The organism is Cryobacterium sp. Sr3 (assembly GCF_004402835.1).
GTDB classification, from domain to species: Bacteria; Actinomycetota; Actinomycetes; order Actinomycetales; family Microbacteriaceae; genus Cryobacterium; species Cryobacterium sandaracinum.
Map to the genome: position 1 here is coordinate 26,322 of NZ_SOFA01000033.1, position 14,558 is coordinate 40,879.

Annotated in this window: 10 protein-coding genes; 5 read left to right on the forward strand and 5 right to left on the reverse strand. The window is 67.4% G+C overall.

Annotated elements, in window-relative coordinates; translation table 11 throughout:
• Positions 1-54 precede the first annotated feature (54 nt).
• Both E3N94_RS09125 and ppsA read left to right on the forward strand, forming a co-directional pair.
• Positions 55-873, forward strand: a complete 819-nt coding sequence (locus E3N94_RS09125; protein WP_104194700.1) for a pyruvate, water dikinase regulatory protein — start codon at positions 55-57, stop codon at positions 871-873.
• A gap of 162 nt (positions 874-1,035) precedes the next feature.
• Complete coding sequence (gene ppsA / locus E3N94_RS09130; protein WP_134570110.1) at positions 1,036-3,474, forward strand: phosphoenolpyruvate synthase; 2,439 nt, start codon at positions 1,036-1,038, stop codon at positions 3,472-3,474.
• Positions 3,475-3,710: 236 nt separating this feature from the next.
• Here the strand turns inward: ppsA and E3N94_RS09135 are convergent, their stop codons facing one another.
• From E3N94_RS09135 to E3N94_RS09145, 3 genes are all read right to left on the reverse strand, one after another.
• On the reverse strand, positions 3,711-4,475 hold the full coding sequence (locus tag E3N94_RS09135) for a TIGR03943 family protein (RefSeq protein ID WP_134570111.1): 765 nt from the start codon (positions 4,473-4,475) through the stop codon (positions 3,711-3,713).
• The gene (locus E3N94_RS09140) at positions 4,465-5,487 is read right to left on the reverse strand and encodes a permease (protein ID WP_134401981.1); all 1,023 of its coding nucleotides are present in this window, start codon (positions 5,485-5,487) and stop codon (positions 4,465-4,467) included. The genes E3N94_RS09135 and E3N94_RS09140 overlap by 11 nt, the downstream gene beginning before the upstream one ends.
• 81 nt (positions 5,488-5,568) lie before the next feature.
• The gene (locus E3N94_RS09145; protein WP_134570112.1) at positions 5,569-7,032 is read right to left on the reverse strand and encodes a hypothetical protein; all 1,464 of its coding nucleotides are present in this window, start codon (positions 7,030-7,032) and stop codon (positions 5,569-5,571) included.
• A 330-nt stretch (positions 7,033-7,362) separates the two neighbouring features.
• Between E3N94_RS09145 and E3N94_RS09150 the strand changes: the two genes are divergently transcribed.
• On the forward strand, positions 7,363-8,085 hold the full coding sequence (locus E3N94_RS09150; RefSeq protein ID WP_104100609.1) for an HAD-IA family hydrolase: 723 nt from the start codon (positions 7,363-7,365) through the stop codon (positions 8,083-8,085).
• The gene (locus E3N94_RS09155) at positions 8,082-10,589 is read left to right on the forward strand and encodes a glycosyl hydrolase family 65 protein (protein ID WP_104100610.1); all 2,508 of its coding nucleotides are present in this window, start codon (positions 8,082-8,084) and stop codon (positions 10,587-10,589) included. The genes E3N94_RS09150 and E3N94_RS09155 overlap by 4 nt, the downstream gene beginning before the upstream one ends.
• A gap of 237 nt (positions 10,590-10,826) precedes the next feature.
• Here E3N94_RS09155 and E3N94_RS09160 read toward each other — a convergent pair whose 3' ends face one another.
• Both E3N94_RS09160 and E3N94_RS09165 read right to left on the reverse strand, forming a co-directional pair.
• Positions 10,827-11,621: an SGNH/GDSL hydrolase family protein gene (locus E3N94_RS09160; RefSeq protein WP_134419623.1), complete on the reverse strand. Its 795-nt coding sequence runs from the start codon at positions 11,619-11,621 to the stop codon at positions 10,827-10,829.
• A 259-nt stretch (positions 11,622-11,880) separates the two neighbouring features.
• Positions 11,881-13,356: a hydroxymethylglutaryl-CoA synthase family protein gene (locus E3N94_RS09165; protein ID WP_104100612.1), complete on the reverse strand. Its 1,476-nt coding sequence runs from the start codon at positions 13,354-13,356 to the stop codon at positions 11,881-11,883.
• Positions 13,357-13,545: 189 nt separating this feature from the next.
• On the opposite strand from E3N94_RS09165, the gene mvaD reads away from it, so the two are divergent.
• On the forward strand, positions 13,546-14,556 hold the full coding sequence (gene mvaD, locus E3N94_RS09170; RefSeq protein ID WP_241986092.1) for a diphosphomevalonate decarboxylase: 1,011 nt from the start codon (positions 13,546-13,548) through the stop codon (positions 14,554-14,556).
• The last annotated feature ends 2 nt before the right edge of the window (positions 14,557-14,558 follow it).

Genomic DNA, 14,558 nt, shown 5'->3' on the forward strand with positions numbered 1-14,558 from the left:
TCAGTACGCGCGCACCGATCCGCGCCGAGCCTGCCGGGAGGTACACAATGAGGTATGGCCACTGACGATCCATGCCCGGTTTTCTTTCTCTCGGATAGCACCGGAATCACGGCGGAAACGCTCGGGAGCACCCTCCTGTCCCAGTTCCCCACCGTGGAGTTCGACCGCACGACGATCCCGTTCATCCTGAATGTGGACCAGGCCCAGGCCGTGGTCGACCTGATCGACGCTCTGGTGGAGCGCGGCCAGAAGCCGATCGTATTCTCCACGGCCGTGACCAGCGACATCCGCCGCACCCTCGGCACCTGCACGGCCACCCTGATCGACCTGCTCGGAACCTATCTCGGCGAGCTCGAGGAGACCCTGGCGACGCAGGCCAGCAACGAACCAGGGCGCGCCCACGGCCTCGGCAACGCCGCCCGCTATCAGTCCCGCATGACGGCCGTCGAATACGCGATGGAGCACGATGACGGCCAGAGCCTGCGAGCGCTCGAGAAGGCGCAGCTGATCCTGGTGGCCCCGTCGCGCTGCGGCAAGACCCCCACCACGATGTACCTGGCGCTGCAGCACGGCATCTTCGCGGCGAACTTTCCTCTCGTCGACGAGGACTTCGAGCGGGAGGGTCTCCCCAAGCCACTGCGACCGTTCGTGGACAAGTGCTTCGGGCTCACCACCAATCCCCTGCGCCTGAGCCAGGTGCGCACCCAGCGCCGGGAAGGTTCGCCCTACGCGTCCCTGCGGCAGTGCGGGTTCGAGCTGCGCAGTGCGGAGCGACTCTATGCCTCCCACGGAATCCCGTTCCTCAACTCGGCGAGCATGTCCGTGGAGGAGATGTCGGCCATGATTCTGCAGCAAATGAACCTCAAGCGCTGACTCACATTCAAAACGCAGACAAGTGAACATGTCAATCAAGTAAACAAATTGCGCTCAGGCCGGATAGACCTGTCACTATGGGAACAGGGCGCTTATCCACGAGGTGAGCCTCCTCACCTCGTGGCCTCACCTCTGGTCGCACACTGCAAGGGAGCAGAACACATGACGACAGACATCCTCTGGTTTTCCGAAATCGGACTCACGGACCTGGACCGGGTGGGCGGCAAGAACGCTTCCCTGGGCGAAATGGTGCAGAATCTGACGTCGGCCGGCGTCAAGGTGCCCGACGGATTCGCCACCACCGCGGACTCCTACCGCCGGTTCCTGTCCGATTCCGGTTTGGACCAGCGGATCATCGAGCGCCTGCGGGGCCTCGACATCGACGACGTCACCGCGCTGGCAGCGGCCGGCAAGGAAATCCGCGGCCTGATGCGTGACACGCCCTTCCTGCCCGAGTTCGAGTCCCAGATCCGGGCCGCCTACGCGGCCCTGGTCCTGAAGCACGGCGGCTCCGACGACATTTCCTGGGCGGTGCGTTCCAGCGCCACCGCCGAGGACCTTCCGGATGCGTCCTTCGCCGGTCAGCAGGAGACGTTCCTGAATGTGCGCGGAATCGAGAACATCCTGCCAGCCATCAAAGATGTCTTCGCCTCCCTCTACAACGACCGGGCGATCGCCTACCGGGTGCACCACGATTTCGAGCACGCCGAGGTGGCGCTGTCGGCCGGGATCCAGCGCATGGTGCGCTCGGACATCGGCTCCTCCGGGGTCATATTCACGATGGACACCGAATCCGGCTTCCGCGACGCGGTCTTCATCACCTCCTCCTACGGTCTGGGCGAGGCCGTCGTGCAGGGCGCCGTCAACCCCGACGAGTTCTACGTCTACAAGCCGGCACTCGAGGCCGGCCGTCCCGCCATCCTCAAGCGCACCCTCGGCGAGAAGGCGCTGCAGATGACCTTCACGAAGAACCGTGAAATCGGGCGCACGATCGACTTCGTTCCCGTGGACGTCGACCTGCGCAACCTGTTCAGCATCACCGATGCCGACGTGGAGGAGCTGGCCCGCCACGCCCTCTCGATCGAGGCGCACTACGGACGCCCGATGGACATCGAGTGGGGCAAAGACGGCATCGACGGCGGCATCTACATCCTGCAGGCCCGCCCGGAGACGGTTCAGTCGCGAGCGACCGCGGTGTCCCAGAGCCGGTTCAAGATGAACGAGACCGGTAAGATCCTGGTCGAGGGCCGCGCCATCGGCCAGCGGATCGGCGCCGGAAGCGTGCGCATCCTCTCGTCCATCGACCAGATGGCGAGCTTTGCCACCGGCGACGTGCTCGTCGCGGACATGACCGACCCCGACTGGGAACCGATCATGAAGCGCGCCAGCGCCATCGTGACCAACCGCGGCGGCCGCACCTGCCATGCCGCGATCATCGCCCGCGAACTCGGCATTCCCGCGGTCGTCGGCACCGGGACCGCCACCGACATCCTCTCCGACGGCCTCGAAGTCACGGTGTCCTGCGCCGAGGGTGAGGCGGGCCTGATCTACGAAGGGCTGCTCGACTTCGGCATCGAGGAGACCGCGCTCACCACCCTGCCGCCGGCCCCGGTGAAGGTCATGATGAATGTCGGCACCCCGGAGCAGGCGTTCACGTTCGCCCAGCTGCCCAACCACGGCGTGGGTCTCGCCCGGCTCGAATTCATCATCAACCGTCAGATCGGCATCCACCCCAAGGCCTTGCTCAACCTGGCCGACCAGCCCGCCGACGTGGCCCGCGAGATCAACACCCGCATCGCCGCCTACGGCAATCCGCGCGACTACTACATCAAGCGCCTGGCCGAGGGCGTGTCCACGATCGCGGCCGCCTTCGCGCCGGAGACCGTGATCGTGCGGATGAGCGATTTCAAGTCCAACGAGTACGCCAACCTCATCGGCGGACCGGCCTACGAGCCGCACGAAGAGAACCCGATGCTCGGGTTCCGCGGGGCGTCCCGCTACCTCGAGCCCTCGTTCCGGGACTGCTTCGACCTCGAATGCGAGGCGCTCTCATTCGTGCGAAACGAGATGGGGCTGACCAACGTCAAGCTGATGATCCCCTTCGTGCGCACCCTGGACGAGGCCGCGGGCGTTATTGAACTGCTCGCCGAGAACGGGCTGCGCCGTGGGGAGAACGGCCTTGAGATCGTCATGATGTGCGAGCTGCCGGCCAATGCGCTGCTCGCCGACGAGTTCCTGGACTACTTCGACGGGTTCTCCATCGGCTCCAACGACATGACGCAGCTGGCGCTCGGCCTCGACCGCGACTCGGCGATCGTCGCCGGCGGCTTCGACGAGCGCGACCCGGCCGTGAAGAAACTGCTCAGCATGGCGATCGCGGCCTGCAAGGCCCGCGGCAAGTATGTGGGCATTTGCGGTCAAGGCCCCAGCGACCACCCGGACTTTGCCGAGTGGCTCGTCGCCGAGGGCATCGACTCCGTGTCGCTGAACCCCGACACCGTGGTCGACACCTGGCTGCGGCTCGCCGGCGTGACCGCGGGCAGCAACCACTTCGGCACGGATGACGCCGCCACCGACCCCAAGGATGCCTCGGCCGCCTGATCGGGGGTCGAGCTCGCCGAGCCCCGCGGGCGGCGCCCGAATCACCCGGGAACGTGCCACGCAGCTCGGCGCACTCCGGGCATCCGTCGTCGGTGCCTAAACTCGGGGCTTTTCACGACACGCCGCGAGATCAGGCTGGGGTGACCCAGCCGGCGTTTCGGCAATTTCTCCGAGTTTGCGTAGCGACGGATGCAGCGGGCACCGGGCGTCAGAGCGGCCCGATCAGCTTGCCGGCGTCAGTAGACGTACGGCTGGGCGGGCTGGTCCGTGGGCGTGATCTCGCTCGGAACAAGGGCGATGGTCTCATCGCTGCGGATGCTCGGGTTGGTGTTGAAACCGCTCTCGATGGCAACCCAGCTGTCGGTCGGGAATTCGTCCTGCCAGCCGGGGTAGTAGACGGGGATGCCGACCGGCTGCGCGTCGACCGCGCAGCAGGACACGACGAAGCGGGCCACGAAGAACACGTTCTCGGGGTCGCTCGTGTCGGGCGTGACGAACCCGGTCACGGTCGCGGTCTTGTCGGCGAAGAAGTCCTCGCCGGCGCCTTGGCGCAGCAGCGAGGACCAGTCCCGCACGGTGAAGGTCGAGTAGTCGCCGCCGACGAGGTCGCTCGCCTCTTTCTGCGTGATGAGCGAGGTCGAGCCGTTCAGGTCGCGCTTGGCGACCGTGGCCGTGGTCAGGGTCGCCGGCGGCAACACCAGGAGGCCCACGGTGGCCGCGACGATGATCAGGATGCTGCCGGCCGGCCAGAGCCACGCCCAGCGTCCTCCGTCGTCCTCAGGCAGCTTGTGCTCGTGCTCGTCTTCGGCTGCGGGCAGGAGAGCGAATGCGGCCACCACCAGCGCGGCGGCGATCACGGCCATCACCATGGTGAACACGAAGTACCGGGGGTGGATGTAGAGCCCGAGCTGCCCGCTGACCCCCAGGTAGACCGTGGCCACAATGCCCACGATGCTGAGAAGCGCGCCCTGCCAGCGCCGCAGGAGCCGTCTAAACGACATAGTTGATCGCCAATCCGAGAACCGCGGAGCAGAGAGCCACAATCAGGGTGAGCTGCATCAGGGTCTTGGCCGTGAAGGTCGTGCGCAGCAGGGCCAGCATCTTGATGTCGATCATCGGGCCGAAGACCAGGAAGGCCACGATGGCACCGGGCATGAACGTCGCACCGAACGAGAGGACGAAGAAGGCGTCGACGTTGGAGCAGATCGAAACCACGAAGGCCAGGGCCATCAGCGCCAGCACGGACCAGACCGGGTGGCTGCCGAGCGTCACGAGCACCTCGCGGGAGACGGCGGTCTGGATCAGCCCGGCCAGTCCGGCGCCGATAAAGAGCGCCGGCAACATCGCGCTGGTCTCCTTCGTGAACAGGCCGGCGCTGCGCTTGATCTTCCCGTCGGCCGCGTCATGGTGGTCGCCGAGTGCACAGGCATCCTGAAACCGGGGAGCGAGCAGGGACTCGGGTTTCGGGTGCCGGCTGTAGATGTAGCCGATCAGGTTGGCGATCAGGAATCCGCCGGCGATGCGCCAGACCAGGATGCCACTGTCCCAACCGAAGGCCTGCTGGGTGGTGATGATGGTCACCGGGTTGAGGATCGGGGCCGCGAAGAGGAACGTCATCGATTCGCCGACCGTCAGCCCCTTGGCGATCAGGCCGCGCGCCAGAGGCACATTGCCGCACTCGCAAACCGGCAGCAGCATGCCCAGCAGCGAGAGTACGACCCGCCGGGCGACCGGGTTCTTCGGCAGGCGCCGCAGCAGGAACCCCTCCGGCAGCCAGGTCTGCACCACGATCGACAGCACGATGCCGAGGAAGACGAACGGCAGCGACTCGATCACCACGCTGATCGACAGGGTGACGAAGTCGCGGAAGGTGTCCGCCAGGGTGTCGGCAGGGGCCGACGGCGCAAACACGCGCAGCAGGATCACCAGCCCGATGATGACGAGGCCGACGGAGAGGCCGCGGCCGGGCCTCCGGCGCGCGGTGAAGGGCCGCGCGGCGATGGTCTGACTCATGGGTATATCTTGTCCTGTTTCGACTCGGTTGCGCTCGGGACAGGAAGCCATCGGCAGGAGGTTGGCGGGGGCATCCCTCGGTTAGCCGCACCAATCAGGGAGAAAACCGGACACGCTACGGCTGCTGGTGCCGCGGTCGAGGTCTACCAGGGTGGTCGTCATGCCCGAGAACGCGGGCAGGGTCGGGTAGTCGTCGCCGAGGCCGGCCGCCGGGATCGTCTCCACCGCGAGGTACTGGCCGTTCGGCGAGACGCAGAAGTCCCGCACGCGCGACGCGTCCGACGCGGGAGTGAACGCGACGCTCGAGTCGGCGGCGTCGGTGACGGCGATCAGGTAAGCCAGCTGGTTGCTGTCGCCGGTTTCCTGCAGAAACAGGCGGGCGTAGCGCCCCTGCTCGGTGAGGAGCACGAGCTTGCCGGGGTAGGCGCTCGCTTCGAGCGGGCTGGGCGCGAGGTCGAGTGTGGTCACGGCCCCGTCGGCGAGGTCGATCGTCGAGCCTTGGTCGGGGTCGGCGACGACGAGCGCGCGGGTGCCGGGAACGAATCCGCGCATCTCGTCGTGCTCGCCCAACGGGGTCAGCACGGCGTCGCCGAGCATGTCGATCAGGAACAGGGTCTGCCCGGCGTTCTGCACGACGAGAGAGGTGCTGTCCGGCACGAAGCGCAGGTCCATCACCGTCATCGGCAGGCCGTCCACCCTGGTGACCTCGGCCGGGAGGCCCGAGTACTCGGTCAGGTCGTAGACGAAGGGGGTGCGGTCGTAGCGGCGCCCCGCCGTCTCCGGGGCGCTGGTGAAGGTGTACGCGATCAGGGTTTTCGACGGGGAGGCCGCCAGGTTCTCGATCACGCCCGCGCCCGGCACGGGCACCTGCACGTTGTCCCCGCCCCCGAACGAGACCACCTCGAGGGTGGCCGTGTCGTCTTCGGCGAGCGTGACGGCGGCGAGGTGGTTCTCCAGGGCGACATACTGCTGGATGCGCGGGGCGCTGAACACGATGTCTCCGTCGCCCCGGCCCTGCAGGGTCGTTCGGCGCACGGTGTCGGGCCGCTTCGCGCCGGCGTCATCCACCCGGCTGTCGCGCTGCAGCGCATAGATGTCGACGTCCGGGGTCGTGAACTCGTATTCCAGGGTGGCGGTGGCGTCCTGGGTGATGCTCGCGACATCCGTCACCGTCACCGTATAGACGGTGTTGTAGCGCAGGATGCCGGCGAACTCCACCGTCAGGGCGCGGTCGGCGACACGGGCGGAGACCTCTGTAGCCGGGGATACCGCCACCTGGCCGGCTTGGACCTCGGCCAGCGGCTGGTTCGCGGTGAGCAGCAGGCGCGCGTTGCCACGCGTGACGGCGGCGTCGAGGTTGATCTCGGCGGAGGCCAGGCGGGGACCCTGGCTGAAGTTGGCCATCGCGAGGCCCGCCACCAGCAGGACGAGAACCGCGACCGTGACCGAGAAGAGCTGTCGGAAACGCCGGCCCGCCAGCCGCGCGGAGCGCGATCGATTCGCGGACGCGGGTGCGGCCGAGAGCGCGCTCCGTTCGCGGTTCATCCTGCCAATAGTATCGGCCGATTTTCCGGGCGCGCCGGAGACCGGGGGATCAGGGCCGCGCAACCGGAGAAATCGGCGCAACGCCTTCGGGGGCATAGGATCGGGGGGAGTATTCAGGCGTATGCAGTCCTAGCCCTGGTCCGCAGCGTCGTCAATCGCATTCCTCGCCGCGTTGGCGCACATCACGTCGATCCCCCGATCGAGATCGTGATCATTTGACCGCTTCGATCAGACCTCCCACTGTCTCAGGACCTACCAAGCAAGGCATCAGTTATGACTTCTACGCGATTCCCCCTGTCGCGCGCGGAAACGCGCGCCCGGCTCCTGTCCATGCGCGGTGTACTCTTCGACCTCGACGGGGTGCTCACGCCCACCGCCGATGTTCACATGGCCGCCTGGTCGCGCCTGTTCACCCGCTTTCTCGAGGACCAGGGAGTGAGCCCCGCCTACAGCGAGGCCGACTACTTCCAGTACATCGATGGCAAGCCCCGCTATGACGGCGTGCGGTCGCTGCTCGCCTCCCGGGGCATCCAGCTGCCCGACGGCGACCCGACGGACGCCCCGGAGCGCAACACCGTCTGCGGCCTCGGCAACCGCAAGAACGAGGCCTTCAACGAGACCCTCGCCGAAAGCGGCGTCACGCCCTACCCGGGATCGATCGAGTTCCTCGACTACGTCGTGGCCGCCGGCCTCGCCGTGGCCGTCGTCACCAGCTCGCGCAACGGGGAGAAGACCCTCGCGGCAGCCGGCATTCGCGGACGCTTCGAAATCGTCGTCGACGGCCTGCTCTCGGCCGAGCGTGGCCTGGCCGGCAAGCCGGCCCCCGACACCTATGAGCTCGGCGCGGCACTGCTCGGCCTCGATGCGGCCCAGTGCGTCGTCGTCGAAGACGCGCACTCGGGCATCCAGGCCGGCCGCGCCGGCAACTTCGGCCTCGTGCTCGGAGTGGACCGCGGCGTGGGCACGCAGACCCTGCTCGACGCCGGGGCCGACGTCGTCGTTACCGACCTGCACGAGCTGCTCCCCAACGTCGAAACGGAGGCCGGAGAATGAACCGGATCACCGACACGAACGACCCGCTCGACCGCAACCGATTTCCGATCGACGAGTGGGCCCTGGTCGAGAAGGACTTCTCGGGTGACGACATGGGACGCACCGAGACGCTGTTCGCCATCGGCAACGGGTACCTCGGCCTGCGCGGCAACGTGGACGAGGGCCGGGACGGCCACGCCCACGGCACGTTCATCAACGGGTTCCACGAGACCTGGCAGATCCGGCACGCGGAAGAGGCTTTCGGCTTCGCACGCGTCGGGCAGACGATCGTCAACGCGCCGGATGCCAAGATCATTCGCATTTACGTCGACGACGAGCCGCTCGTCCTGACCCTCGCGGATCTGCTCAGCTATGAGCGCCGCCTCGACTTCGCCGGCGGCATCCTCTCCCGATCCCTCGAATGGCGCACGCCCTCGGGCAAGCGCGTGCTGATCCAGTCGCGCCGCCTGGTGTCGTTCACGGAACGCCACCTCGCAATCCTCGAGTACGAGGTCACCATGCTGGACGCCGACGCGTCGGTCGTGATCTCCAGCCAGATCCTCAACCGCCAGGACGGCATCGGCGAGTACGACGCCCCGAAGCCCACCAACGGCAAGGACTTCGACCCGCGTAGGGCCGAGTCGTTCACCGACCGGGTGCTGCGCCCCCGCTTCAAACGGGCATCCGAGGGCCGCTACATCCTCGGCTTCCGCTGCACGAACTCGGGCATGACCATCGCCTGCGCCGCCGACCACCAGCTTGAGACGCTCAATGAGTACGACGAGGCCTCGCACATCGGCGACGACCTCGCCAAGCACGTCTACCGCATCAAGGCCAAGCAGGGCCAGTCCATCCGACTGACCAAGACCCTCAGCTACCACACCTCCACCGGCGTGCCCACGCACGAGCTCGCCGACCGGTGCGACCGCACGCTCGACCGCGCCGTCGCAGCCGGAACCGAGCAGTACGTCGCCGAGCAGCGCGACTGGCTCACCGCTTTCTGGGCGCGCACGGATGTCGAACTCGCCGGCCAGCCTGCCCTCCAGCAGGCCACCCGCTGGAACTTCTTCCAGCTCGCGCAGGCGTCCATGCGAGCCGACGGCCAGGGCGTGTCCGCGAAGGGCGTGTCCGGATCCGGCTACGGCGGTCACTATTTCTGGGACACGGAAGTGTACGTGCTCCCCTTCCTGACCTACACGTCACCGAACGCCGCGCGCAACGCGCTGCGGTTCCGGCACGCGATGCTCGAGCACGCCAGGATGCGCGCCACCGAACTGAACCAGCTGGGCGCGCTGTTCCCGTGGCGCACGATCAACGGCCTGGAGTCGTCCGCGTACTACGCCGCCGGCACCGCGCAGTATCACATCGACGCTGACATCTCCTATGCGCTGACCCAGTACGTGTCGGCCACCGGCGATGAGGACTTCCTCTCCCGCGAGGCCATCGACATCCTGGTGGAGACGGCGCGCATGTGGGCCGACCTCGGCTTCTGGCGCGGCAACGGCAACGACGTCTTCCACATTCACGGCGTTACCGGGCCCGACGAGTACACGACCGTCGTCAACGACAACCTCTACACGAACATCATGGCCCGCTCGAACCTGCGGGACGCGGTCACCAGTGTGCGCAGACTGCGCGAGGTCGACATCGCCTCCTACGACTTCATGGTCGCCCGCCTCGGACTCGGCGAGGCCGAGATCATCGAGTGGTCGTTCGCCGCGGAAGCAATGCACATCCCCTTTGACAAGACCCTGGGCATCCACCCGCAGGACGCGCAGTTCCTGGAGAAGGAACGTTGGGACCTCTCGCAGACGCCGCCCGCCAACCGCCCGCTGCTGCTGCACTACCACCCCCTCGTGATCTACCGCTTCCAGGTGCTCAAGCAGGCGGATGTCGTGCTCGCCCTCCTGCTGCAGGGTGACCAGTTCACGCCGGAGCAGAAACGTGCCGACTTCGACTACTACGACCCGATCACCACGGGTGACTCGACGCTGTCCGACGTCGTGCAGTCGATCATCGCGGCCGAGGTCGGCTACCACGAGCTGGCGCTCAAATACTTCACCTCGGGCCTGTTCGTCGACCTCGCCGATCTGCACCACAACGCGGCGGACGGCGTTCACGTGGCATCCGCCGGCGGTGTCTGGAGCGCGCTCGTCTACGGCTTCGGCGGCATGCGCGACCACGGCGGCAAGATCACCCTCGACCCGCGACTGCCTGAGACCTGGGAGGCGCTGACCTTCCGCGTCACGCTCCGGGGAACCCGGCTGCGCGTGGACGTGCGGCAGAGCGAGGTCAACCTCACGATCGAGGAGGGCGTCGACGTCATGCTGTCCGTGCGCGGTGTTTCCGTCATCGTGCGGATGGGCCTGCCCATCACGGTCGCGCTGACCCACCAGGGCCCGCGCGACCCGGGAGCACCCTCTCGGACCTTGGTCGAGGGCGGGCGACGGGCCGACGGCACCGTCATCACGTCCTCGATCCCGACGATCGCGCACACCACCGAGTTCCTGGAGCCGAACGACTAGTTCGCTTCCGCGGGGAGGGCCACGGCACATCGTCGGGGACCCTCCCTCGTTTCTAGCCCTGGCCCTGGCCCCGGCCCCTCGTCCGTCGCTCTGGCAATAACCAATTCGACGGAGATTTCGCGATAGTGACCGCATTTCACATGAAATAGGTCGATTTTCGTCAAAATCTCCGTCGAATTGGTTCGCGGCGTCGGCAGGCCAGTGCCCGGGGAGCCGGGAACCGGGACTGCTACCGAGTTACAGCGCCGCCTGGATGGCCGCCGCGTAGGCCTGGTAGCCGGCGGGGGTCGGGTGGAAGGCATCCGGACCAGCGAAGTAGACCCACGAGTCGACGTCTCCGATGCCGTGGCCCGCGAAAGCCGCGGACACGTCGACATATTCGATGCTGGAGTTCGGTCGGATTGCCTGGGCCTGGGCTACGACGCCCTGGATGGTCTGGTTTAGCAGCATGGTTGCCCCGTTGAGCTGGGCGATCAGCGGGTTAGCCGAGGGGGCAAAGAGCAGCGGGTAGCCGGTGACGACCACGTGGGCATTCGGGGCGGCCGCCGCGACGCGCGCGTAGGTGTCGGCCAGACGGGCTGTAAGCTCGCCGGAATAGATCAGGGCGCCGGCGGTGGAGATGGCGTTCCCGCACGCGACCGGATCCGCGGACGCGCACGCCGCCGCCACGCCGGCCACATTCAGATCGTTGCCGCCCACGGTAAGTGTCACCAGGGTGGTCCCCCGGTTCAGGGACGACAGCTGCGTGGTGGTCACAGTCCCGGTGGTGGCCAGGCTGCAACTGACGTTGCGCAGCAGGTTCGTGCCCTTCACCGCGTCCAGAAGGGCGGGGTAGCCGTTCGGGCTCTGCAGGCAGCTGTCCACGTAGTCACCGCCGCCTTGCCCGGCCGCGTAGGAGTCGCCCAAGGCGACGTACTTGTTGGCCGCAGCCGTGGGTGCGGCGGATGCCGGTAGAGCACCAGCGGCAAGCACGCCCGAGGCGGCGAGGATGGCGGCGAGGACGCTGGACAGGAGTCGGATTCGGGGTTTCATGGCCCGACTTTACTCGGATCTGCGCTCTAGGTGCAGGGTTGATTTCGGCACGACCTCAGCGACTCCCGCAAAGCGGCCTGGCGCTCAGCCAGCTCGGCTTTCTGGGCCGCCCGTGCTCACGGTGCCGACCTCACCAATTCGACGGAGATTTTGCCGGGATCACCCCGATCGGTGCGAAAAACCGGGTTCCGGAGCAAAATCTCCGTCGAATTGGTTCGCGCGCTCAGGGGATTGAATCGCGCGTCAGGCGGCAAGAACGTCAGGCGGTAAGGGGCACGTAGCGGTAATACTCGATGCCCTGGTCGTAGAAGTCGGGGCCGTTCGCGGTGCCGAGGTGGTCGACGACGAACTGGTCCTCGGCCGGGGCCGGCACGAGGTCACCGGGGCGCCCCTCGTGCAGCGCGATGTACTGCGCCTCGGTCAGGTCGACCGGGCCGTGCAGGGCGGTCTCGAAGTTGATGCGTGCGGCGGCGGCCTGCCAACCCTCGGCGACCCGCATCGGGAGAGCCTCGGCGGCGTCGCCGCTGCCGTAGCCGAGCGCCAGCCACTCCTGGCCGGCGAGCTCGAGGCCCTCCGTCAGTGCGTGCTGCAGACCGGATGCGAGCCACGCCGGCAGGGCGGCCGTGTAGAGGTTGCCCAGGTCGCGCATGGCGTCCGAGCCGAGGCCGAGCTTCTCGCTGACCAGGGTGTTCCAGACTTCGGTGCTGCGCAGGTGCTGGCGCAGGCGGCGGGACAGCGGGAAGACGTCACCGATGATCTCGCCGATGTCGGCCCCGTTTCCGTGGAACGGCGAGGGTGCGCACATCTCGGCGAGCAGGAGGTCGGCGTCGATCCCGGCATCCGCGCAGTGCGCGCGCAGCTGGTCGCGGCCCGATTCCTCGTCGGCCGCGAGCGTGAACAGGTAGGCCATCACCCAGCCGGTCGCCGGCATCTGGTGGTACGGGCGGTGCATGAACACCCGGTCGACCTCGTTGAAGTAATCGAGGGAATTGCCGGGGCGCTTTCCCAGCATGGCCGTCATCGCGTGGTGGGTCGCGTCGATGTAGCAGCTGGTCGAGTACCGGCCGTTGAACACGGGCAGGTCCTGCATCTGCCCGTCGTCGCGGGGCGGCTGCCCGCGGAAGCGCGCGAACGGCTTGCGGAAGTCGGCCACCCGGTAGTCGGAGTCGCTGCCGGACCCGGCCAGATTTACTTCCAGCAGTCGGGCCTCGCTTTCCAGGAGCACAGCGACGGCGCCTGCACCTTGGGTGGGCTCGCCGCTGCCGCCGCGAGCGTATTCGGCGATGTCGGCGGAGACGACGATGGCCTGGCGGCCCACGCCATCCGTCGCCAGGTAGCGCAGGGCGGCCTTGATGCCGTAGACGCCGGCGAGGCAGGCCTGCTTGAACTCGGGCACCTCGCAGTCGCGCGCGAGCAGCGGCATGCCATGGGCGGTGAGGGCATCGTTGACCATGCCCTTGACGATGACCGCACCGGCCGAGTTGTCGCTGCTGGATTCGGTGCCGAGGGCCAGGAGGCCGACCTGACCGGGGTCGATGTCGTAGTCGCGGATCAAACGCCACACCGCGTTCGCCGCGAGCGTGTAGACACTCTGGCCTGGGCCGCGCATGCGGAAGCTGCGTCCAACGACGTTCCGGACCTTCCCCCACGGCTGGTCGTTCCAGTCGCACCAGGCTTCGAGCTGCACCCGGTAGGGCGGCACGAACAGGGAGAATCCACTAATTCCAGGCGTCAACAGTTCCCTCTTCAGGTTTGGCGTGGTTGTTCACCCACACCGGGTCTCAAACGCACCACTCCATTATCAACGGATCGGTTGGTGAAAGTGGTGACCAGGATCAGATCGTCAGGCGGAACCGACCCGATCACGGCGGTGCGGCCCCCCGGGAAGCGACTAAAATCGAGTGAACCCGATCGGAGCACCACTGTGGACCAACCCATCGATGGTGGCGCCACCGCCGTGGCCCGCGCGCACAGCAACATCGCCCTCGTCAAATACTGGGGCAAGCGCGACGCCGCCCTGAACACGCCCGCGGTCGGCTCCATCTCGGTCACGCTAGACGCGCTCTACACCGACACCCGCGTCACCTTCACGCCCGGTCTGGTCGCCGATGAACTGTGGCTGGCCGGATGCCGCGTCCCGGCCACGCGCATCAGTCACGTTCTCGATCTGGTGCGTGGGCATGCCGCCAGCATGGGCCTGTCCGCCGCCCGACTGAACGCCATCGTGACGTCGACGAACAACTTTCCGACCGGGGCCGGCCTCGCCTCGTCGGCATCCGGCTTCGCCGCCCTCGCGGTTGCCGCGTCCGGCGCCGCCGGCCTCACCCTGGCCGACCGGGAACTGTCGATCCTGGCCCGGCGCGGCTCGGGCTCGGCCGCCCGCTCGATCTTCGGCGGCTTCGCCGAGATGCACGCCGGCACCGCCGCCGACGGATCGGACGCCTACGCGGAAGAGCTGCTCGACCGGGCGGGCTGGCCGCTGGCGGTCGTCGTGGCGATCACCGAGCACGGCGAGAAATCGATAAATTCCACTATCGGCATGAACGAGAGCAAGGCCTCCTCGCCGTTCTACCAGGCCTGGCGTGACTCGGCCGACGACGACCTCAACGAGATGCGCTCCGCCATCCGTGACCGCGATTTCGCCCGGCTCGGGCAGCTCTCCGAGTACAACTGCCTCAAACTGCACGCCCTGATGCTCACGACCCGACCCGCACTGATCTATTGGAACGCCGCGACCGTCGCCGCGATGCACGCCGTGGCGGGTCTTCGCGCCCAGGGCGTGCCGGCCTATTTCACCATCGACGCCGGGCCGCAAGTCAAGGTGCTCTGCCTGCCCGGCGACGCCGCCGCGGTTCAGCGGGCGATGGTGCTCGTGCCCGGCGTGCTCGAGGCGCGCATCAGCGCGCTCGGCCCGGCCGCCTGCCGGCTGGAATGACC